Annotated in this window: 23 protein-coding genes; 12 read left to right on the top strand and 11 right to left on the bottom strand. The window is 65.8% G+C overall.

The genetic code is table 11. From position 1 onward, the window contains the following. Positions 1-31: 31 nt before the first annotated feature. Positions 32-2158, top strand: coding sequence for a S9 family peptidase (locus ACZ1H8_RS13545; RefSeq protein ID WP_465177698.1), 2127 nt, complete (start codon positions 32-34; stop codon positions 2156-2158). Positions 2159-2203: 45 nt separating this feature from the next. On the opposite strand, the gene ACZ1H8_RS13540 is transcribed toward ACZ1H8_RS13545, so the two are convergent. The 6 genes from ACZ1H8_RS13540 to ACZ1H8_RS13515 are packed head-to-tail and all read right to left on the bottom strand — an operon-like array spanning position 2204 to position 6021. After that, the gene (locus ACZ1H8_RS13540) at positions 2204-2602 is read right to left on the bottom strand and encodes a hypothetical protein (protein WP_465177697.1); all 399 of its coding nucleotides are present in this window, start codon (positions 2600-2602) and stop codon (positions 2204-2206) included. Continuing rightward, positions 2599-3003, bottom strand: coding sequence for a hypothetical protein (locus tag ACZ1H8_RS13535; RefSeq protein ID WP_465177696.1), 405 nt, complete (start codon positions 3001-3003; stop codon positions 2599-2601). The genes ACZ1H8_RS13540 and ACZ1H8_RS13535 overlap by 4 nt, the downstream gene beginning before the upstream one ends. A 36-nt stretch (positions 3004-3039) precedes the next feature. Continuing rightward, positions 3040-3774, bottom strand: coding sequence for a hydroxyacylglutathione hydrolase (gloB, locus tag ACZ1H8_RS13530; protein ID WP_465177695.1), 735 nt, complete (start codon positions 3772-3774; stop codon positions 3040-3042). After that, a complete protein-coding gene (locus tag ACZ1H8_RS13525) occupies positions 3771-4826 on the bottom strand; it encodes an NAD(P)H-dependent flavin oxidoreductase (RefSeq protein WP_465177693.1) in 1056 nt (351 codons plus the stop codon). The genes gloB and ACZ1H8_RS13525 overlap by 4 nt, the downstream gene beginning before the upstream one ends. A 9-nt stretch (positions 4827-4835) precedes the next feature. After that, the gene (locus tag ACZ1H8_RS13520; RefSeq protein WP_465177692.1) at positions 4836-5252 is read right to left on the bottom strand and encodes a VOC family protein; all 417 of its coding nucleotides are present in this window, start codon (positions 5250-5252) and stop codon (positions 4836-4838) included. A 31-nt stretch (positions 5253-5283) separates the two neighbouring features. After that, positions 5284-6021 (bottom strand): glutathione S-transferase family protein, encoded by a 738-nt coding sequence (locus ACZ1H8_RS13515; protein WP_465177691.1) that lies wholly within the window; start codon positions 6019-6021, stop codon positions 5284-5286. A gap of 95 nt (positions 6022-6116) precedes the next feature. Between ACZ1H8_RS13515 and ACZ1H8_RS13510 the strand changes: the two genes are divergently transcribed. Further along, positions 6117-7763, top strand: a complete 1647-nt coding sequence (locus tag ACZ1H8_RS13510; RefSeq protein WP_465177690.1) for a thiamine pyrophosphate-binding protein — start codon at positions 6117-6119, stop codon at positions 7761-7763. Positions 7764-7835: 72 nt separating this feature from the next. Here the strand turns inward: ACZ1H8_RS13510 and ACZ1H8_RS13505 are convergent, their stop codons facing one another. After that, positions 7836-8006, bottom strand: a complete 171-nt coding sequence (locus tag ACZ1H8_RS13505; RefSeq protein ID WP_465177689.1) for a CsbD family protein — start codon at positions 8004-8006, stop codon at positions 7836-7838. A 45-nt stretch (positions 8007-8051) separates the two neighbouring features. Between ACZ1H8_RS13505 and ACZ1H8_RS13500 the strand changes: the two genes are divergently transcribed. After that, positions 8052-8690 carry a class I SAM-dependent methyltransferase gene (locus ACZ1H8_RS13500; RefSeq protein ID WP_465177688.1) on the top strand — a complete coding sequence of 213 codons (639 nt, stop codon included), beginning with the start codon at positions 8052-8054 and terminating at the stop codon, positions 8688-8690. 17 nt (positions 8691-8707) lie between these two features. Here ACZ1H8_RS13500 and thiS read toward each other — a convergent pair whose 3' ends face one another. Continuing rightward, positions 8708-9715: a sulfur carrier protein ThiS gene (thiS, locus tag ACZ1H8_RS13495; protein ID WP_465177687.1), complete on the bottom strand. Its 1008-nt coding sequence runs from the start codon at positions 9713-9715 to the stop codon at positions 8708-8710. A gap of 76 nt (positions 9716-9791) precedes the next feature. Here thiS and aroQ point away from each other — a divergent pair, with 76 nt between their 5' ends. From aroQ to bfr, 9 genes are all read left to right on the top strand, one after another. Beyond that, a complete protein-coding gene (gene aroQ, locus ACZ1H8_RS13490; RefSeq protein WP_465177686.1) occupies positions 9792-10226 on the top strand; it encodes a type II 3-dehydroquinate dehydratase in 435 nt (144 codons plus the stop codon). 34 nt (positions 10227-10260) lie between these two features. After that, entirely contained in the window at positions 10261-10743 is a 483-nt protein-coding gene (accB, locus tag ACZ1H8_RS13485; RefSeq protein ID WP_465177685.1) for an acetyl-CoA carboxylase biotin carboxyl carrier protein, read from the top strand. Between the two features lie 8 nt (positions 10744-10751). Continuing rightward, positions 10752-12110: an acetyl-CoA carboxylase biotin carboxylase subunit gene (gene accC / locus ACZ1H8_RS13480; protein ID WP_465177684.1), complete on the top strand. Its 1359-nt coding sequence runs from the start codon at positions 10752-10754 to the stop codon at positions 12108-12110. Continuing rightward, complete coding sequence (gene arsC, locus ACZ1H8_RS13475; protein WP_465177683.1) at positions 12107-12448, top strand: arsenate reductase (glutaredoxin); 342 nt, start codon at positions 12107-12109, stop codon at positions 12446-12448. Before accC ends, arsC begins: the two co-directional genes overlap by 4 nt. 106 nt (positions 12449-12554) lie before the next feature. After that, complete coding sequence (gene purL, locus ACZ1H8_RS13470) at positions 12555-14774, top strand: phosphoribosylformylglycinamidine synthase subunit PurL (protein WP_465177682.1); 2220 nt, start codon at positions 12555-12557, stop codon at positions 14772-14774. Positions 14775-14927: 153 nt separating this feature from the next. Continuing rightward, complete coding sequence (locus ACZ1H8_RS13465; protein WP_465177681.1) at positions 14928-15347, top strand: hypothetical protein; 420 nt, start codon at positions 14928-14930, stop codon at positions 15345-15347. Further along, a complete protein-coding gene (locus tag ACZ1H8_RS13460; protein WP_465177680.1) occupies positions 15344-16591 on the top strand; it encodes a DUF418 domain-containing protein in 1248 nt (415 codons plus the stop codon). Before ACZ1H8_RS13465 ends, ACZ1H8_RS13460 begins: the two co-directional genes overlap by 4 nt. A gap of 97 nt (positions 16592-16688) precedes the next feature. After that, positions 16689-16859 carry a (2Fe-2S)-binding protein gene (locus ACZ1H8_RS13455; protein WP_346248260.1) on the top strand — a complete coding sequence of 57 codons (171 nt, stop codon included), beginning with the start codon at positions 16689-16691 and terminating at the stop codon, positions 16857-16859. 148 nt (positions 16860-17007) lie between these two features. Beyond that, on the top strand, positions 17008-17493 hold the full coding sequence (gene bfr / locus ACZ1H8_RS13450) for a bacterioferritin (protein WP_465177679.1): 486 nt from the start codon (positions 17008-17010) through the stop codon (positions 17491-17493). A gap of 87 nt (positions 17494-17580) precedes the next feature. Here bfr and ACZ1H8_RS13445 read toward each other — a convergent pair whose 3' ends face one another. The 3 genes from ACZ1H8_RS13445 to der all read right to left on the bottom strand — a co-directional run bounded on the left by ACZ1H8_RS13445 (position 17581) and on the right by der (position 19637). Beyond that, on the bottom strand, positions 17581-17994 hold the full coding sequence (locus ACZ1H8_RS13445; RefSeq protein WP_465177678.1) for an Hpt domain-containing protein: 414 nt from the start codon (positions 17992-17994) through the stop codon (positions 17581-17583). A 75-nt stretch (positions 17995-18069) separates the two neighbouring features. Continuing rightward, positions 18070-18282, bottom strand: a complete 213-nt coding sequence (locus ACZ1H8_RS13440; protein ID WP_465177677.1) for a sulfurtransferase TusA family protein — start codon at positions 18280-18282, stop codon at positions 18070-18072. Beyond that, complete coding sequence (gene der, locus ACZ1H8_RS13435) at positions 18279-19637, bottom strand: ribosome biogenesis GTPase Der (RefSeq protein ID WP_465177676.1); 1359 nt, start codon at positions 19635-19637, stop codon at positions 18279-18281. The genes ACZ1H8_RS13440 and der overlap by 4 nt, the downstream gene beginning before the upstream one ends. Between the last annotated feature and the right edge of the window lie 18 nt (positions 19638-19655).

Genomic DNA, 19655 nt, shown 5'->3' with positions numbered 1-19655 from the left:
CTGTCCGTGCGAGTCGCACGGGAGTTTGCCGATGAAGACGCTGTTCGCCGCCCTGTTCCTGTCCGCATCGGCGATTGCCGCGGCGGGTGCTCAGACCGCTCCCCCCGTCGCGGCGCCGCAACCGCCGGTCGCCGCGAAGAAGCCTCACGAGGTGAAGGCTCCGTTCGGTGCGGTTCGCCAGGATGAATATTACTGGCTGCGCGACGACACGCGGAAGAATCCCGAGATGCTCGCCTATCTGACGGCGGAGAACGCCTATGCCGACAGGGTGCTGGCGCCCAGCCGGCCGCTGGCGGACATGATCTATCGCGAGACGATCAGCCACATCAAGCAGGACGACAGCACCGTCCCGAGCCGCAAGCGCGGCTATCTCTATTATTCGCGTTTCGACGCGGGCGCGAGCTACCCGATCCTCGCGCGCAAGGCAGATGGCACCGGCGCCGAACAGATCCTGCTCGACCAGCCGAAAATGGCCGAAGGCAAGGGCTTCTTCCAGATCGGCGGCTGGGAAGTCAGCATGGACAATCGCTATCTTGCCTATGCCGAGGACACGGTTGGCCGCCGACAATATACGCTGCGGATCAAGGATCTGAAGACCGGCGCATTGTTGCCCGACACCATCCCCAACATGGACGGTGGCGGGGCCTGGTCCACCGACGGCCGCACGATCTTCTATGTCGACAAGGATCCGGTCACGCTGTTGTCGAAGCGGATCAAGGCACATGTGATCGGCACGCCGGCAAGCAGCGACCGCGTCGTGTATGAAGAGAAGGACGACAGTTTCTATATCGGCGTCGGCCGCACGAGCGACGACAAGTTCATCTGCATCGTGATGGAGTCGACCGTCAGCAACGAGGCGCGCTGCGCCCCTGCTGCGAACCCGACCGAATTCGCGACGCTCGCACCGCGCGAGCGCGACTTCAAATACACGGCCGACCATGTCGGCGGCCGCTGGATCATCCGCACCAACTGGAATGCGAAGAACTACAAGCTGATGATGGTGGGCGACGCGCAGGCGTCCCGCGGGCGGGCCGCATGGAAGGACCTGGTGCCGCACAGCGACACGGTGTTCATCGAGAATTTCCAGCCCTTTACAGGCTTCATCGCGATCGAGGAGCGGGCCGGCGGCAACAAGCGGCTGCGCATCCTGACCGATGCCGGCAAGTCGAACCCGGTCCAGGCCGACGAGCCCGCCTATGCGATGAGCCTGTCCGGCAACAGCGAGGTCGACACGCCCTGGGTGCGCTACACCTATGATTCGCTGGTGACGCCGACGACCACCTACGAAACCAATGTGCAGACCGGCGAGCGCCGCACGCTGAAGGTCCAGCCGGTCCCCGGATATGACCCGTCCAACTATGTGACCGAGCGTGTCTGGGCGACCGCGCGCGACGGGACACGGGTTCCGGTCAGCCTGGTCTATCGCAAGGGCTTCAAGAAGGACGGCAGCGCCGCGCTGTTCCAGCAGGCCTATGGCAGCTATGGCTATTCGTCAGACCCGCATTTCTCCGCAGCCAATCTCAGCCTGCTCGATCGCGGCATGGTTTATGCCATCGCCCATATTCGCGGCGGGCAGGAGATGGGCCGAGGCTGGTATGACGACGGCCATCTGCTCAACAAGAAGAACAGCTTTACCGACTTCATCGACGTCACTCGCTATCTGGTCGATCAGGGCTATGCGAAGAAGGGCCGGGTCGCGGCAATGGGCGGCAGCGCCGGCGGACTGCTGATGGGCGCGGTCGCGAACATGGCGCCGCAGGACTATGGTGTAATCATCGCCCAGGTGCCGTTCGTCGATGTGGTGACCACCATGCTCGACGCGTCGATCCCGCTGACCACCAACGAATATGACGAATGGGGCAACCCGGCGGACAAGCGCTATTACGACTATATGCTGTCCTATTCCCCCTACGACAATGTGAAGGCGCAGGCCTATCCGGCGATGTATGTCGGGACTGGCCTGTGGGACAGCCAGGTGCAATATTACGAGCCGGCCAAATGGGTTGCCCGCCTACGCGCGAAGAAGACCGACGCCAACCCGCTGGTCTTCCGCGTGAACATGGAGGCCGGCCATGGCGGCAAGTCGGGCCGGTTCGAACGCTATCGCCAGCAGTCTGAGTGGATGGCGTTCATGCTGGAGACGCTGGGGGTCAAATAAGCCCGCGCAGCACGCTTGGGACGCGGAGCGCTCCGCGTTCCGGCGTCAGTCCTTTGCCTTGCGATAGGGCGTGAAGCTGCCCAGCTGGCAATAGGCGCCAGGGATAGACGTTCCCGGCTGCAGCGACCGGAACCGGTCGTTTCGGCACAGATTGCTGCCATAGACTTCGCTGATGATCGTGTCGTTGCGGTCCAGCGACGGACAGGCGGCCGGCAGCCGATTGACATAGACCGTGCCCATATCGGTGTAGACCAGGGTCTGGTTGTCGATGATCTGCGGGCCGCCGGCCCGGTTGATCGGGACGCAGTCCTGCGGCTTGCCGGCGACGCGGCCCTCGGTCGCCTTCGCCAGGTCGCGGGCGGCCTCCGCCTCCTGCGAGCGTTGCGATGCTGCGCTGGCGGTGCAGCCAGCCAGCGCGACGGCGAGGATGAGGACCTGTTTCATGGGCGCGAGTACGGCACGAAGTCGCCGAGTGCGCAAGAGCCGGTGAAGAAACCGGAGCTGCGCGACCGCAGCTGGATGATGTCGCCCCGGCAATAGCTGCCACCGCTCGTCCGCGACACGATGATATCATCCCGCCGATTATCGCAGCCGCCAAGCGTCTGGTTGGTCCAGATTCGGCTCCTGCCCTGCATATAGACCGCAGTTCCGTTGTAGAGCTGGATGTCCTGAATATTCTGGACGGGGATACAGGCCACCGGCTTGCCGGCGCTCAAACCATCGAGCCGCTTTGCGAGTTTCGCGTCATCCGTCGCCTGAACACCGGTGCCGCCGGGCGCGGACCCGCCGGCGCTGGCGGATACCGCCGCCGCCATCAGCGTCAGGGCCGTGAGTTGCTGGATCATCGGCACATTCCTCGTCCGTCCAAAGACTCAACGCGCCTAGCCGCGAAAACTATCCTTGGCCGCGCGACGCTCAGCTAACACTTGCGCAGATGTCGCGCGCATGAACGGATTGGTCGCGCGCTCGGCCGCGATCGTGGTCGGCACCGTCGGCTGGCCCTCCGCCCGCTTCCGGTCGACCTCGGCCATCCGGGTGCGGATCGCCTCGTTCTCAGGCTCGGCGACCAGCGCGTATCGGCCGTTCGACTGGGTATATTCATGCGCGCAATACACCTCGGTGTCCTCCGGCAGCGCAGCCAGCCGCACCATATTGTCAAACATCTGCTCCGCCGTCCCCTCGAACAGCCGGCCGCAGCCCATGGCGAACAGCGTGTCGCCCACGAAGACGACGCCGTCCTCGGCGAAATGGAACGCGATATGGCCCGCCGTATGCGCCGGCACCTCCAACACGACCGCCTCATGCGCGCCCAGCGCGACGCGGTCGCCCTCGCCGACCAGCCGGTCTGCGGTCGGTATCCGCTCGGCTTCCGCGCGCGGCGCAATGACCTCGCACCCGGTTGCCGCCTTGATCTCGGCGTTTCCGCCCGTGTGGTCGGGATGCCAGTGGGTGTTCCAGATCGCATCGATAGTCCACCCGCGCGCCTCGGCCTCGGCAAGCACTGCTTCCGCCACCGCCGGATCGACCACCATGGTGCGGCCACTCTCGGGGTCGTGCACCAGCCAGATATAATTGTCGCTGAGCGCGGGGATGCGGACGATGTCGAGTCTGGTCATGCCGGCGATTGTGCCAGTGCCGCGGCCTCCGCCGCAAGCGTGCGCGTCAGCGCCTCGGCACCCAGTGCCCGCACCCGGGCGGCACCGGCGCCGGCCCAGAGAGGCGAATAGTCGCCCCGCCCCTCGGCCTCCGCCTTCGAACGAAGCGGCGCAAGCGCGTCGGAGCCATAGGGAAAGGCAGGCACCTCGGGCCGTGTCGGTCCCAGATCGCGCATCAGCCGGTTGCGGATGCCCCGCGCCTCGCGCCCGGAGAACAGGTTGGTGAAAGCGGCGTCCGCGGCGGCCGGCGTCCCCAGCAGGTCGCGAAACGCGCCCGCGATCAAACTCTCCGGCGTGGCGAGATAGGCGGTGCCGATCTGCGCGGCGCTTGCCCCCAGCTGCAGCATATCGGCGATGCCCGCTCCGTCGATGATCCCGCCGGCGGCAATTACCGGCAGGTCGACCGCCCTCATGATTCCAGGCAGCAGATCGCTCAGCGGGGTCGGCCGATGGTGGCCGTCGAGAAACCAGCCCGCATGGCCGCCCGCCTCCGCGCCTTGTGCGATGATCGCATCGACGCCACGCGCCGCCAGCCAGCGCGCCTCCTCGACCGTCGTCGCATTGCCGAACACCGTCGTGCCCGTCGCCTTGACCCGGACCAGCAGTTGCTCATCGGGCAGCCCGAAATGAAAGCTAACCACCTCGGGCCGTATCGCCTCGACCGCCGCGCACATCGCTGCGTCGAACGGACGTCGCAGCGGCGGCGGCGGTCCGGGTGTCACGCCTTCCTCGCGATAATAGGGCTCGAGCAGGTCGCGCCACGCCACCTCGTCAGGTGGTTCGGGAAGCGTGTGGCAGAAGAAATTGAGGTTGAGCGGTCCCTCAGCGGCGGCACGAACCTCAGCCACCTGCGCTGCGACCTGGTCGGGGCCAAGCATCGCGCAGGGCAAGGACGCCAGTGCTCCTCCGCGCAGCGCGCCGATCGCCAGCGCGACCCCGCCCGCCCCGGCCATCGGCGCCTGCACGATCGGGACCGTCGCGCCCAGGCCGGCGAGCAGGACGGAACCGCTCATCTCACCGGCTCACCATTCGCCGGTGTTCGGCATCGATGCCCAGGGCTCCTGCGGCGGCAAATGGCCGTCCTGCAGCAGTTCGATCGAGATATTGTCAGGGGTGCGCACGAACGCCATATGCCCGTCGCGCGGCGGGCGATTGATGGTGACGCCCGCGTCCATCAGCCGCTGGCAGGTGTCGTAGATATTGTCGACGCGGTAGGCGAGATGCCCGAAATTGCGGCCGCCGCCATAGGGCTCGGGATCCCAGTTGTGCGTCAGTTCGACCTGCGCACCCTCGTCGCCCGGCGCCGCCAGGAAAATGAGCGTGAACCGACCCTTCTCATTGTTGAAGCGCCGGACCTCGCGCAGTCCGATCAGCTCGAAGAAGCGGACCGTGGCATCGGGATCCGTCACGCGGATCATGGTGTGAAGATATTTGGTCATGGCGATTGCTTCGCGCCAGCCGCGGCGGCCGTCAACCGAGCATGATGCTCGGCTGGGGCTCGGTGCCGCCATAGCTATATTCCGACACCTTCGCGCCTACAGCCCTCAGCGCCGCGGGTCGCTCATGGCTCCGCGCACCGAGGATCGCCGCTTCATAGGGCATGGTCGCGGCAAAGGCCGGATGCGCCCAGACGCGACCGATCCACGCCGCGCTTCGCGGCCATCGGTCCGCATCGATTTCCCAGCCCGCCAGCGCGGCATTCCGGAAGAAGCAGCCATAGCTGATGTCCGCGGTGCAGAGATGGTCGAACAGAAACCCGTCCCGCGGCGCCCGCGCCTCGATCCAGTCGAGCGCGCCGGGCAAGTCGACATCGGTAACGCGGGCAAGCGCCACAGGATCGGGATCGCGCCGGAAGACCCGCGGTCCGACCAGCTTGGCGAAGAACAGACGCCAAATGATCAGGTCGCCCAGCCGCGAATCAGCGAACTCCTCCATCCACCGCGCCCGCGCCCTGTCGGCGGGCGAGCGCGGCATCAGCGGCGGCTCTGGCCAGCGCTCGTCGATATATTCGGCGATGACGGTCGAATCGTTCAGCACCAGATCGCCGTCGATCAGTACCGGGATGCGCCGCAACGGGCTGACCTCGGTGAACTTCTCCGTGCCGTAAAAGGGCACGATCGGATCGATCTCATAATCGATCCCCTTGATATCGAGTGCGATCAGCACCTTGCGCGCATAGGGCGAGACGTGGTTGCCGATGACGAGCATTGAGCCTCCCTGACCGGCACCATAACCGCCGGGCCTGGACCGCATCATATTCACCCCTTGGCCTGATTGCGATGCTGGTTCTAGAAGCTCGCTCCATGACCGCACAGCGCACCGGGGGCAGGATCCTCGTCGACAATCTCGTGGCTCAGGGCTGCGATCGTATCTTCCACGTGCCGGGCGAGAGCTTCCTCGCCGTGCTCGACGCGCTGCACGATGTGCCGGCGATCGACGTCGTCACCTGTCGTCAGGAAGGCGGGGTCGGTTTCATGGCCTGTGCCGACGGAACCATGACCGGCCGGCCCGGCATCGCCTTCGTCACCCGCGGCCCAGGCGCGACCAATGCGTCGATCGGCGTCCATGTGGCGATGCAGGATTCGATCCCGATGATCCTCTTCATCGGCGATGTCGATCGCTCGATGCGCGACCGCGAGGGCTTTCAGGAAGTCGACTTCCCCGCCTTTTTCGGTCCCATCTCGAAATGGGCAACCCGGATCGAGGATGCGTCCCGCATCCCGGAATATGTTGCGCGCGCCTTCAACGTCGCCCAGTCGGGCCGTCCCGGTCCGGTCGTGATCGCGCTGCCCGAGGACATGCTGTGCGACGTCGTCGAGGCGATCGACCGGCCCAGGGTAGAACGGCTGGTTCAGGCGCCCGGTGCGGCCGCGCTTGCCCGTCTTGAAACGCTGCTCGCCGATGCGAAGAACCCGATCGCGATCGTCGGCGGCGCCGGCTGGAACGCCGAATGCGGCGCTGACTTCGCCGCCTGGGCGGAACGGATCGGCCTGCCCGTCGCGACTGCCTTCCGCCGGCAGGACTCGCTGCCGACCGGCAGCCCTGTCTTCGCGGGCAATCTCGGCTATGGGCCCAACCCCAAGCTGGTCCAGCGGATCAAGTCGGCCGACCTGGTGCTGGCGGTCGGCGCACGCCTGGGTGAGGCGACCACCGATGGTTATACGCTGATCACCCCCGATCATCCCGATCAGGTCCTGGTCCATGTCCATCCCGATCCCGAAGAACTGGACCGCGTCTATCGCACCGATCTGGCAATCTGCGCCGACATGGCCAGCTTCTCGCGCGCGCTGAAGGACTCTGCCCAGTCGGGTCGCTTTGCCGCTGCCGAAGCGCATGCCGAATGGCTCGAGTGGAATACGCCGCGGCCCCGCGACGGCGTCCAGCTCGACCTGGGCCAGTGCGTCGCAGCGATGCGCGAGCGGCTGCCTGCCGACGCGATCTTCTGCAACGGCGCCGGCAATTTCTCCGGTTGGTGGCATCGCTACTGGCCTTATGCCGCCTATCCTTCGCAACTGGCACCGACCGCGGGCGCGATGGGCTATGGCGTTCCCGCCGCGACGGCAGCCGCGATCCGCGCGCCCGATCGCGTTGCGGTGGCCCTGGCCGGCGACGGCGACTTCATGATGAACGGCCAGGAGATGGCAACTGCAGTCCAGCACGGTGCGGACCTGCTGGTGCTGGTCATCGACAACAGCACCTATGGCACGATCCGCATGCACCAGGAGCGCGAATATCCCGCGCGTCTGAGCGGGACGACGCTGCACAATCCTGATTTCGCCGCACTGGCCCGTGCCTATGGCGGCTGGGCAGAGACGGTGGATCGCACCGAGGACGTCGCTCCGTCGCTCGATCGGGCGATGGCGCAGAAGGGGTTGCGGCTCCTCCATCTGCGGACCGATATCGAGTTCATCACCGCCGCCACCACGATTACGGCAATCCGCAACCGCTGATCGCCGGCGACCACGAAAAAGGCCGCTCCGACTGACGGAGCGGCCCTGTTCGGTAGTGAACTCAGCCTATCATCAGATATCGTCGCCGAGCGCGCCCTTGATCTTGCCGCCGAGTTGCTGGGCCTTGCCCTTGGCTTCCTGACCGGCGCCCTCGGCGCGCGTGTCGGGATTGTTGCTCTCCTGCTTCAGCTTGCCGACGGCCTCGTTGACATTGCCTTTGATCTTGTCGACCAGTTCGCCCATGATGTCTCTCCGATTTGCAGTAATTTGCGTTCGGGAATCAAACGGATGGACGACAAAGCGGTTCCCTCGGGAGCACCGGCCAGCGCGGCGTCCGACCGGATCGCCGACCATTATTCGCGCCATGCCGCGGCGTTCGACGCGGTTCGGCAAACCCGCTTTGTTGAACAGCAGTGGATCGATCGCTTCCTGCGCGACGTGGCCCTTGGCAGCAGCATTCTTGACCTGGGCTGCGGCGCCGGTTTCCCGGTGGCGCGCCACCTGATCGAACGATGCTATCGGGTCACCGGGATCGATGCGGCCGCGCCGCTTATCGCCATGGCCCAGGCGCGCTTCCCGCAGCATCGCTGGCAGGTCGGCGACATGCGCACCGTTATGTTCGACGCCGATTTTGCCGGCATCATCGCGTGGGACAGCCTGTTCCACCTCGGGCACGCCGATCAACGCGCGATGATCGCCCGCTTGCCGGGCTGGCTGGAGCCCGGCGGCATGCTGCTGTTCAACAGCGGGCCCGACGAAGGTGAAGCGATCGGTAGCCAGTTCGGCGAACCGCTCTACCATGCCAGCCTGTCGCCCGACGACTATCGCGCCGGGCTCGAACAAGGCGGCATGCGCGTCGTCGCCCACAGAATGGAGGACGAAAGCGCGGGCGGCAGAACGGTCTGGCTAGCGCGAAAGGCCGATTAGACCCCCTTCGCGCCGCCTCAGATCAGGCCGGCCAGCGGGCTCGACGGATCGGCATAACGGCGCTTGCCCATGCGACCGGCGCGGTAGGACAGGCGGCCGGCCTCGACCGCAGCCTTCATCGCCGATGCCATCAGCACCGGGTCCTTCGCCTCGGCGATCGCGGTGTTCATCAGCACGCCGTCGCAACCCAGTTCCATCGCTACCGCGGCATCCGATGCGCTGCCGACGCCGGCGTCGACCAGCACCGGTACCGAGGCGCCCTCGACGATCAGGCGGATCGTCACCTGGTTCTGGATGCCCAGCCCCGACCCGATCGGCGCGCCCAGCGGCATGATCGCCACCGCGCCGGCATCCTCCAGCCGCTTGGCCGCGATCGGATCATCGACGCAATAGACCATCGGCAGGAAGCCTTCCTTCGCCAGGATCTCGGTCGCGCGCAGCGTCTCGACCATATCGGGATACAGGGTACGCGCCTCGCCCAGCACCTCCAGCTTCACCAACTCCCATCCGCCCGCCTCGCGCGCCAGGCGCAATGTGCGGATCGCGCTCTCGGCATCGAAACAGCCCGCGGTGTTGGGCAGATAGGTGATCTTCTTGGGATCGATATAGTCGGTCAGCATCGGCGCGTTGGGATCGCTGACGTTCACGCGGCGTACCGCGACGGTGACGATCTCCGCTCCGCTGGCCGCCACTGCAGCCGCGTTCTGCTCGAAATCCTTATACTTGCCGGTGCCGACGATCAGCCGCGAGCGGAAGGTCCGTCCGGCAACCGTCCAGCTATCGTCGCTGGTCAAGAGGACGGCATGATCGCCGCCGCCGACGAAGTGCACGATCTCCAGCTCGTCGCCATCCTCGACGATCACCTCGCCCAGCGTCGAGCGGGGCACGACCTCGAGGTTGCGCTCGACCGCCAGCTTGTGCGGCACGAGGCCAAGCTCCTCGGCGAGTTGCAGCAGATTGAGGCCGGCGGCGACGCGCTTGTGTTCGCCGTTCACGGTGATGGAGACGGTACCGTCGGTATGCACTGGGTTATCCGATTTGATCGCTGGGACCTCCTCATATAGGGAGGCAGGCGCGCACGCCGCAACCGAAAGGGGATCCATGGCCGCCACGATCTATGTTCTCAACGGCCCGAACCTGAACCTGCTCGGCCTGCGGGAACCCGAGATTTACGGCCACGACACGCTGGACGACATCGCGGGACAGCTCGAGGACCGTGCGCGCCTGCTCGATCTGGAAATCGACCTGCGCCAGTCCAATCATGAAGGCCATCTGATCGACTGGCTGCACGAGGCCCAGGCACGCGATGCCAAGGCGGTGCTGCTGAACGCCGGCGCCTTCACCCATAGCAGCCTGGCGCTGTACGACGCGATCCGGTCGATCCGCACGCCGGTGATCGAGGTCCATCTGTCCAATCCGCTCTCGCGGGAAGAATTTCGCCACCATAGCTATGTAGGCATGGCCGCCAAGGGAACCGTGGCCGGTTTCGGGGCGCTGTCCTACATGCTTGCGCTTGAAGCTGCCGCGCGACTCTGACACAGGGCGCGGTTTCATCGAAAGACGAGTCACAATGACCGACAAGAACAATAACGGAGCGATGCAGGTCGACATCGAGATCGTGCGCCAGCTGGCTGCCGTGCTCGACGAAACCCAGCTGACCGAAATCGAAGTGGAGGACGGCGAGCGCCGTATCCGCGTGGCACGCAAGGCGGCGCAGCAGGTCGTCCAGGCCGCAGCGCCCGTCGCCGCAGTTGGCCCCGCACCTTCAGCGGTCGCGGCACCCGCCGCTGCCGAAGCGGCCGCCGCCGCACCGGCAGCGTTGAACGCGGTGAAGTCGCCGATGGTCGGCACCGCCTATCTGGCGGCCAATCCGGAAGCCAAGCCCTTCATCAGCGTCGGCCAGAAGGTCGCCGCCGGCGACACGCTGCTGATCATCGAGGCGATGAAGACGATGAACCAGATCTCCGCGCCGGCAGCCGGCACGGTGACGGCGATCCTCGTCAGCAACGGCCAGCCGGTCGAATATGACCAGCCGCTCGTGGTCGTCGAGTAAGCCGACCCATGAAAAAGATCGAGAAGCTGCTGATCGCCAATCGCGGCGAGATTGCCCTGCGCATCCACCGCGCCTGTCACGAAATGGGCATCAAGACGGTCGCGGTGCATTCCACCGCCGACGCCGACGCGATGCATGTGCGCCTGGCCGATGAAGCCATCTGCATCGGGCCGCCCAGCGCGACCGACAGCTATCTCAACATCCCCGCAATCATCTCGGCAGCCGAGATTTCCGGCGCCGACGCGATCCACCCGGGCTATGGCTTCCTGTCGGAAAACGCCAAGTTCGCCGAGATCGTCGAGGCCCATGACATCATCTTCGTCGGGCCGAAGCCCGAGCATATCCGCACCATGGGCGACAAGGTGGAGGCGAAGCGCACCGCCGGGGCGCTGGGCCTGCCGCTCGTCCCCGGTTCGGACGGCGCGATCTCGGATGTCGAGGAAGCCAAGGCGCTTGCCGCGAGCATCGGCTATCCGGTGATCATCAAGGCGGCGTCGGGCGGCGGCGGACGCGGCATGAAAGTGTGCCAGTCCGAAGACCAGTTCGAGACGCTGATGCAGCAGGCGGGCAGCGAGGCGAAGGCGGCGTTCGGCGACGCCACCGTCTATCTCGAGAAATATCTCGGCAATCCGCGCCACATCGAGATCCAGGTCTTCGGCGATGGCGAGGGAAATGCGATCCATCTCGGCGAGCGCGACTGCTCGCTGCAGCGCCGGCACCAGAAGGTGCTGGAGGAAGCCCCCTCGCCGATCCTGTCGGCCGAGGAGCGCGAGCGGATCGGCGGCATCTGCGCCAAGGCGATGGCCGATATGGCGTATCGCGGAGCCGGCACGATCGAGTTCCTGTGGGAAGGCGGCGAGTTCTACTTCATCGAGATGAACACCCGCCTGCAGGTCGAGCATCCGGTGACCGAGGCGATCACCGGCCTGGACCTGGTGCGTGAGCAGATCCGCGTGGCCGAGGGCCATCCGCTGACGCTGCGCCAGGAAGACGTGCAGTTCCGCGGCCACGCGATCGAATGCCGCATCAATGCCGAGGACCCGCGCACCTTCGCGCCGTCGCCCGGCACGGTGAAGCAGTATCACGCCCCCGGCGGCATGAACGTTCGCGTCGATTCGGGGCTCTACGCCGGATACCGCGTCCCGCCCTATTACGACAGCATGATCGCCAAGCTGATCGTCTACGGCACCACCCGCCAGGGCGCACTGCGCCGCCTGCGCCGGGCGCTCGAGGAGTTCGTGATCGACGGGATGAAGACGACCATCCCGCTGCACCAGGCGCTGCTCGACGATCCCGATTTCCAGTCGGGCAATTACACGATCAAGTGGCTGGAGGAGTGGCTGGCACGTCAGGACCCGGCGGCGTGAAGGCGACGATCTGGCACAATCCGCGCTGTTCCAAGTCGCGCGAGGCGCTGGCGATCCTGAACGAGACGCCGGGCGTCGAGGTCGAGGTCATCGAGTATCTCAAGACTCCGCCGACTCGCGCGGAGCTGGCCGACCTCTATGCCAAGGCCGGGATCAGCCCGCGCGACTGCATGCGCAAGGGCGAGGATGCGGCCAAGGCATTGCCGAAGGACGCAGGTGACGACGCGATCCTCGATGCGATGGCGGCGAATCCGATCCTGATCGAGCGGCCGCTGGTTCGCACCGACCGCGGCGTGCGCCTGGGCCGGCCGCCGGAGAAGATTCGCGAAATCCTGTAATCCCGTCGGCGGGGTGGCCGATCGGCTGCCCCCGCCGGCGGCGATCGTCGCGCGCGATGCCGCGATGGGGTGACGAATCCCAAAGCCCCCGCTAAGGGCACGGGCCATGACCCAGATCACGCCCGAGATCGTTGCCGAACACGGCCTGAGCCCCGAGGAATATGAGCGCGTCCTGCACGCGATGGGACGCGAGCCCAATCTCACCGAACTCGGCATCTTCTCGGTCATGTGGTCCGAGCATTGCAGCTACAAGTCGAGCCGCATCCATCTGAAGAAGCTGCCGACCACCGGCCCGCAGGTCATCTGCGGCCCGGGCGAGAATGCGGGCGTCGTCGATATCGGCGACGGCCAGGCGGCGATCTTCAAGATGGAGAGCCACAACCACCCCTCGTACATCGAGCCCTATCAGGGTGCGGCGACGGGCGTGGGCGGCATCCTACGCGACGTGTTCACCATGGGCGCGCGGCCGATCGCCAACATGAACGCGCTGCGCTTCGGCCGGCCCGACCATCCCAAGATGCGACACCTGATCGCGGGCGTGGTTCACGGCATCGGCGGCTATGGCAATTGCGTCGGCGTGCCTACCGTGGGCGGCGAGGTGAATTTCCACCCGGCCTATGACGGCAACATCCTGGTCAACGCGATGACCGTCGGCATCGCCGATACCGACAAGATCTTCTATTCGGCCGCATCGGGCATCGGCAATCCGATCGTCTATGTCGGCTCGAAGACCGGCCGCGACGGCATCCATGGCGCAACCATGGCCTCGGCCGATTTCGGTGAGGATGCCGACGAGAAGCGCCCGACCGTCCAGGTCGGCGACCCGTTCACCGAGAAGCTGCTGATCGAGGCGTGCCTCGAACTGATGGCGTCGGACGCGATCGTCGCGATCCAGGACATGGGCGCTGCCGGCCTCACCTCCTCCTCGGTCGAGATGGCGTCGAAGGGCGGCGTCGGCATCGAGCTGATCATGGACGACGTGCCGCAGCGCGAAACCGGCATGACGCCGTACGAGATGATGCTGAGCGAGAGCCAGGAGCGGATGCTCATGGTGCTCAAGCCCGGCCGCGAAGATTTCGCAGAAGCGATCTTCCGCAAATGGGAACTCGACTTCGCGGTCATCGGCCATGTCACCGATACCGGGCGGATGGTGCTGAAGTGGCAGGGCGATGTCGTCGCCGACATCCCGCTCGCGCCGCTGGCCGACGAGGCGCCGCTCTACGACCGGCCGCACGTGCCCACGCCGGAGCGCGCCCCGCTGTCGGACGTGCCGGAAAGCACCGACCTGGCCGGCGATCTGGTCACGCTGATGGGCTCGCCCGACATCGCCAGCCGCCGCTGGATCTGGGAGCAATATGACCACATGGTCGGCGCCGACACGGTGCAGCGCCCCGGTGGCGACGCAGCGGTCGTTCGCGTCCATGGCACGCAGAAGGGCCTGGCGATCACGACCGACTGCACCCCCCGCTATTGCTTCGCCGACCCTGTCGAGGGCGGCCGTCAGGCAGTTGCCGAGGCGTGGCGCAACCTGACCTCGGTCGGGGCCAACCCGCTGGCGGTCACCAACTGCCTCAACTTCGCCAACCCGCAGCGGCCCGAGATCATGGGCCAGATCGTCGGCTGTCTCGAGGGGATGAGCGAGGCCTGTGTGGCGCTCGACTTCCCGATCGTGTCGGGCAACGTCTCGCTCTATAACGAAAGCAAGGCGACCGGCGGTGGATCGGCGATCCTGCCGACCCCGGCGATCGGCGCGATCGGCCTGCTGGCCGACTGGTCGAAGAGCTGCACGATCGGGTTCAAGAATGCCGGCGATACCGTCCTGGCGGTCGGCGAGCGCGGCGGCGATCTCGGCCAGTCGCTGTGGCTGCGCGAGGTGCACGGCCGCGAGGACGGCCCGCCCCCGCCGGTCGACCTGACCGCCGAGCGCCGCACCGGCGACTTCATCCGCAAGATGATCGAGAAGGGCGCCATCACCGCGTGCCACGACGTTTCCGACGGCGGCCTTGCCGTCACCCTGGCGGAAATGTCGCTTGCCTCCAATCTGGGCGTGCTGGTCAACGAACCCCAGCCCTTCGGCGTCGCGGGCAGCTTCTTCGGCGAGGACCAGGGCCTGTACGTCGTGACGGTGTGCGATACCTGCCTGGCCGATTTCATGGCCGCGGCCCATGCTGCCGATGTCCCCGCCGACCCGCTGGGCCGGGTGATCAAGGATCGCATGATCTTCGAACTCGAGGAAGGCGACTGGACCGTTACGCTCGACGAGCTGCGCGTCGCGCATGAGGGCTTCTTCCCCGCGCTGATGGGCGAGGACGGCGCGCTGACCTGATCGAAACCGGCCCGGTATCGGCGTTGCGGGCCGCCGATCGGCCGCAGGAAGTTTCCTGGGCTCAAGGCGCTGGAGTGTCGTCGCTCCAACCGGTATCCTGCGCCCCGAAAGGCCGCAGTCATGCACAGGGGTTGGAGCGCGAAACGACGGATCGTGACCGGGACTCTGGTCGCGGGGACGCTCGACCTGGCTGCCTCGATCGGCCTGACGCTGTATTTCGCCCATCGCACGGTACCCGAGATGCTGGCGAAGATCGTCGCCGCCGGACCGATCCCGGATGCCCGGGACTGGGGCACGCTGGGCGCTGCGTTGGGCATCATCGTCCACTATATCCTGATGGCGATCATGGTTTGGGCCTATGTCACCGCGGTCGACCGCTTCCCCGCGCTTCGGCGTAACTGGGTCACCTGGGGCGTGATCTATGGCCTGGGCACCTATGTCGTGATGAACCTGATCGTCCTGCCGCTGCGCTTCGGCACCCCGCTGCCGCCGCCGCCGACCGCGATCTTCACCCAGCTGTTCTGCCACATCTTCTTGGTCGGCCTGCCGATCGCCTGGATCGCGCGCCGGTGATCGAACCCGACCGGCCGCTCGTGCGGCTGCAATCGCTCGATACGGTCCGCGGGATCGCGGTGATGGGCATATTGCTGCTCAACATCGTGGGCTTCGCCATGCCCGAGGCTGCCTATTACAACCCGCGCGCCTATGGCGGGTCGGACGGGATCAACCTGGCAGTCTATCTGGTCAATTTCGTGCTGTTCGACGGCAAGATGCGCGGGCTGTTCTCGTTCCTGTTCGGCGCTTCGACGCTGATGGTGATCGAGCGCGCCGAGACGAAGGGCGAAAGCCCGGCGCGGGTGCATTTCATGCGGATGGCCTGGCTGTTCGTGTTCGGCCTGCTCCACCTCTATCTCCTATGGGTCGGCGATATCCTGGCGCATTATGCCCTGATCGGCATCCTCGCCTATTTCTGCCGCCACATGGCTCCCGCGCGGCTGATCGCGCTCGGCATCGTGCTGGTGCTCGTCCAGACCCTGTTCTTCACGCTGATGTTCCCGGTGCTGGTCCATGTGATCCAGAACGGCGCTCCCGAGGTCGGGGGCGCTCAGACGCTTGCCGGATATCAGCGCAGTTTCGGCATCCCGCCCTCAGACGAGATCGCCCGCGCGCTGGCGCTCCACCGCGGAGACTATGCCGGCCTGCTCGCCGATCGGCTCCGCCAGTTTCCGACGGGTCCGTTGCCGATGACGATAATCTTCGGTTGGGAGACCTTGGCCTATATGCTGTTCGGCATGGCGGCCCTGCGCACCGGCATGCTGCGCGGCGCGTGGAGCCGCACCGCCTATCGCCGCGCGGCCATGATCGGACTGGGGCTCGGCATCCCGGCCTATGCCGCACTGGCCGCCTGGCAGGTCGACGCCGGTTTCAGCCTGTTCTCGGTACTGACCGCCTTCACCGCGGCGGTGCCGCTGCGGCCGATCATGGTCGTCGGCTGGATCAGCCTGATCCTGTTGACGATGCGACCCGGCGGTGCCTGGACACAGCGTATCGCCGCCACGGGGCGGATGGCGTTCACTAATTATCTGGCCACCAGCATCCTCTGCACAACGATCTTCTACGGTTACGGTCTTGGCTGGTACGGCCATCTCGACCGTGCCTCGCTCTATCTAATCGTGTTCGCCATCTGGGGCTTGATGCTGCTCTGGTCCCAACCCTGGCTGGCACGGTTCCGCTATGGCCCGCTCGAATGGCTATGGCGCAGCCTCGCCCGATTGCGGCTCCAGCCGATTCGGGGCGGCGCTGCTTCAGCGGCCTGAAGGAATCACACGCCAAGTTGCGAAAGACACGCAATAGCCGTTGCGAATCACTCGCAGTATCCCCATAAGGGGCCGAGCGAAGGGTAAGAGGCTTCTGATGGTCGTTTGCGTTTGCAATGCGGTTCGGGAACGCGACGTTCGTGCGGCGGCACGGGACGGCGCCAAGAGCGCCTGCCAGGCCTATCGTTCCATGGGGTTGCAGCCGAAATGCGGCCAGTGCGTCCCCTTCGCCCGTGCGATCATCGACGCCGAGCGCGCTGCTGCATAAGCCTCGCAACGGCGAGAAATGCGAGCGATTGATTGGCGTTCGCAGCAAGCGAAAACCGCAGAAATCCGCCATTTTCCGGCTATTCCTGACGTCGCAAAGCGCCTAGATTCCGCCCCCTGATTTCAATCGAACCCAGGGGTAAGTTGCGATGAAGGGCGATCCGAAAGTCCTCGAATATCTGAACGAGGTGCTCAAGAACGAGCTCACCGCGATCAACCAGTATTGGCTCCACTACCGGATGTACGATCACTGGGGCGTCAAGAAGCTCGCCGAGTTCGAACGCCACGAATCGATCGACGAGATGAAGCATGCCGACCAGGTTGCCGAGCGCATCCTGTTCCTCGACGGCCTGCCCAATTTCCAGCTGCTGGGCCGCCTGCGCATCGGCGAGACCGTCGCCGAGATTCTCCAGGCCGATCTCGACCTCGAGATCGAGGCGATCGCAACGCTCAAGGACGCGATCGAGCATAGCGAGCGCGTGCGCGACTATGTCAGCCGCGACCTGTTCCGTCAGATCCTCGACAGCGAGGAAGAGCATGTCGATACGCTCGAGACCCAGTTCGAACTGATCGAGCGGATGGGCATCGAGAATTACGTCCAGCTCAACTCGAAGCCTGCGGGCGAGGGCGAGTAACCCGACCGCCGGGCAATCGTCCGGCCGCCAGGCATAGCAATGGCCCGCGCCGCTCCCGGCGCGGGCCGTTCGCTTATCAGACCGGGCTCAGAGGACCGGGCGACGCCCGAATGCGGCGGGCTTGCGCTCAACCAGCGGATTGGCCTCGCGCTCCAGCATCGCCAGCGTCGTGTCGAACAGCTTCCGCAGCTCGACGACATGGGCCAGTGCCTCATCGGGCGTATCGCGCTTCTCGACGCACAGGCGTGCGATCGTCTCGATCGTCTCGGCCACTTCGGACAGTGGCTCCGCCCCGAACTGAAGCGATTCGCCTTTCAGCGTGTGCGCGGGCAGCACCATTGCCGCGGCATTGTGCGACCGCATCGCTTCTTCGATCTGGAGCACCGACTTGGTGCCATCCTCGCGGAAATAGCCCAGGATCCGCACGAAGTTCGCTCCCAGTCCCGTCCGCGCCTGGGAGAACGCGTCCCAGTTTACCAGCGGACGCTGCTCGCTCGACATTCCAATACCCTCTGCGCAATCCCCGGAAGACCGGGTCGAGCCTTAGGGCAACTGCGTAAACAGCACGTTGATGCGCTAGCGCTTCAGTCGAAAAACCGGTCTGTCGTCTTCGCTTTCGGAATCAAAGCTCCAGCCTGCATGATCGGCCACAAGCCGCAATTCGCGCGGCGCCGCAGGATCGTCGGCCAGGATCTCGACTTCACCGCTGCCTTGGTCGCGCAGCGCCTTGGCCAGGCGGATCGCCGGCCAGGGGCAACGCATGCCCCGCGCGTCGATGCGGTGCGTCACCCCTTGTCGGTATCGAACGGATTCTTCGACGCTCGCATCGTGAAGCGAACCGGCACCGCGGCGAAGTCGAATTCCTTCCGCAGGCTGTTCACCAGATAGCGGCGATAGCTTTCGGGCAGCAGGTCGACGCGTGTGCCGAACATCACGAAGCTGGGCGGTCGGCTCTTCACCTGGGTGACATAGCGTGGCTTGATCCGCTTGCCGCCCGGCGCCGGCGGCGGGTTCGATTCGATCGCCCGTTCGAACCAGCGGTTGAGCTGGCCCGTCGAGACGCGCCGCGACCAGGCTTCACGTGTCTCGAACGCGACGCGGATCAGCACATCGAGGCCCTTGCCGGTCGCCGCCGACACGGTCAGCAGCGGGATGCCGCGCGCCTGCGACAATCCTTCCTCCAGCGCGCCCTTCACGCCGTTGAACAGGCTGGAGGCGTTCTCGGCAACGTCCCATTTGTTCAGCGTGATGATCAGCGCGCGGCCCTCCTGGAGCACGCGGTCCGCGATCTTCAGATCCTGGACCTCCAGACCCTTAGTCGCGTCGAGCAGCAGCACAACGACTTCGGCGAAATCTACCGCGCGGAGCGCGTCGGCGACCGACAGCTTCTCCAGCTTCTCGTGCACGCGCGCCTTCTTGCGCATGCCCGCAGTATCGATCAGGCGAACGCTGCGCCCCTGCCATTCCCAGTCGATCGAGATCGAATCGCGCGTGATCCCCGCCTCGGGCCCGGTGATCAGCCGGTCCTCGCCGAGCAGCTTGTTGACGAGGGTCGACTTGCCGGCATTGGGACGCCCGACGATCGCCAGCTTGAGCGGCGCGTCGGGAGACTCGTCGTCCTCCTCGATCTGCGGCGCATCCACGTCGCGATCGATATAGGGGAGCAGCCCCTCGAACAGGTCGGCCATGCCCTCGCCATGCTCGGCCGACAGCTGGACCGGATCGCCGAAGCCCAGCGCCATCGCCTCGATCACGCCGGTCTCGCCGGCGCGGCCTTCCGCCTTGTTGGCGACGATGACCACCGGCGTCGACGAGGCCCGCAGCCAGCGGGCGATTTCCTCGTCGAGCGGGACGATCCCTGCGCGGGAATCGATCAGGAACAGCGCGACATCGGCCTGCGCCACTGCGGCCTCGGTCTGCTGACGCATGCGGCCCGGCAGGGTGGCTGCGTCGAGATCCTCATAGCCTGCCGTGTCGATCACCCGGAAATCGAGGCCGAGCAGTGTCGCCTCGCCCTCGCGACGGTCGCGCGTGACGCCCGGCTGATCGTCGACCAGCGCCAGCTTCTTGCCGACGAGGCGGTTGAACAATGTCGACTTGCCGACATTGGGCCGGCCGATAATGGCTACGGTAGGTAAGGACATGGTTCAGCTTCTAGGGTC

Source organism: Sphingomonas sp. BL-S-25 (assembly GCF_055521555.1).
The sequence above is the reverse complement of the archived record's forward strand: the minus strand, read 5'-3'. Positions and strand labels throughout refer to the sequence as shown.

What these genes read in the sequence shown, in the direction of transcription:
- ACZ1H8_RS13500 (WP_465177688.1), top strand. Translation starts at nt 8,052, where the DNA reads ATGGACGACAAAGCGGTTCCCTCGGGAGCACCGGCCAGCGCGGCGTCC.
- gloB (WP_465177695.1), bottom strand. Translation starts at nt 3,774, where the DNA reads ATGACCAGACTCGACATCGTCCGCATCCCCGCGCTCAGCGACAATTAT.
- ACZ1H8_RS13510 (WP_465177690.1), top strand. Translation starts at nt 6,117, where the DNA reads ATGACCGCACAGCGCACCGGGGGCAGGATCCTCGTCGACAATCTCGTG.
- ACZ1H8_RS13535 (WP_465177696.1), bottom strand. Translation starts at nt 3,003, where the DNA reads ATGATCCAGCAACTCACGGCCCTGACGCTGATGGCGGCGGCGGTATCC.
- ACZ1H8_RS13445 (WP_465177678.1), bottom strand. Translation starts at nt 17,994, where the DNA reads ATGTCGAGCGAGCAGCGTCCGCTGGTAAACTGGGACGCGTTCTCCCAG.
- ACZ1H8_RS13520 (WP_465177692.1), bottom strand. Translation starts at nt 5,252, where the DNA reads ATGACCAAATATCTTCACACCATGATCCGCGTGACGGATCCCGATGCC.
- ACZ1H8_RS13455 (WP_346248260.1), top strand. Translation starts at nt 16,689, where the DNA reads ATGGTCGTTTGCGTTTGCAATGCGGTTCGGGAACGCGACGTTCGTGCG.
- ACZ1H8_RS13540 (WP_465177697.1), bottom strand. Translation starts at nt 2,602, where the DNA reads ATGAAACAGGTCCTCATCCTCGCCGTCGCGCTGGCTGGCTGCACCGCC.
- bfr (WP_465177679.1), top strand. Translation starts at nt 17,008, where the DNA reads ATGAAGGGCGATCCGAAAGTCCTCGAATATCTGAACGAGGTGCTCAAG.
- ACZ1H8_RS13505 (WP_465177689.1), bottom strand. Translation starts at nt 8,006, where the DNA reads ATGGGCGAACTGGTCGACAAGATCAAAGGCAATGTCAACGAGGCCGTC.
- accC (WP_465177684.1), top strand. Translation starts at nt 10,752, where the DNA reads ATGAAAAAGATCGAGAAGCTGCTGATCGCCAATCGCGGCGAGATTGCC.
- ACZ1H8_RS13515 (WP_465177691.1), bottom strand. Translation starts at nt 6,021, where the DNA reads ATGCTCGTCATCGGCAACCACGTCTCGCCCTATGCGCGCAAGGTGCTG.
- ACZ1H8_RS13545 (WP_465177698.1), top strand. Translation starts at nt 32, where the DNA reads ATGAAGACGCTGTTCGCCGCCCTGTTCCTGTCCGCATCGGCGATTGCC.
- purL (WP_465177682.1), top strand. Translation starts at nt 12,555, where the DNA reads ATGACCCAGATCACGCCCGAGATCGTTGCCGAACACGGCCTGAGCCCC.
- der (WP_465177676.1), bottom strand. Translation starts at nt 19,637, where the DNA reads ATGTCCTTACCTACCGTAGCCATTATCGGCCGGCCCAATGTCGGCAAG.
- accB (WP_465177685.1), top strand. Translation starts at nt 10,261, where the DNA reads ATGACCGACAAGAACAATAACGGAGCGATGCAGGTCGACATCGAGATC.
- aroQ (WP_465177686.1), top strand. Translation starts at nt 9,792, where the DNA reads ATGGCCGCCACGATCTATGTTCTCAACGGCCCGAACCTGAACCTGCTC.
- ACZ1H8_RS13525 (WP_465177693.1), bottom strand. Translation starts at nt 4,826, where the DNA reads ATGAGCGGTTCCGTCCTGCTCGCCGGCCTGGGCGCGACGGTCCCGATC.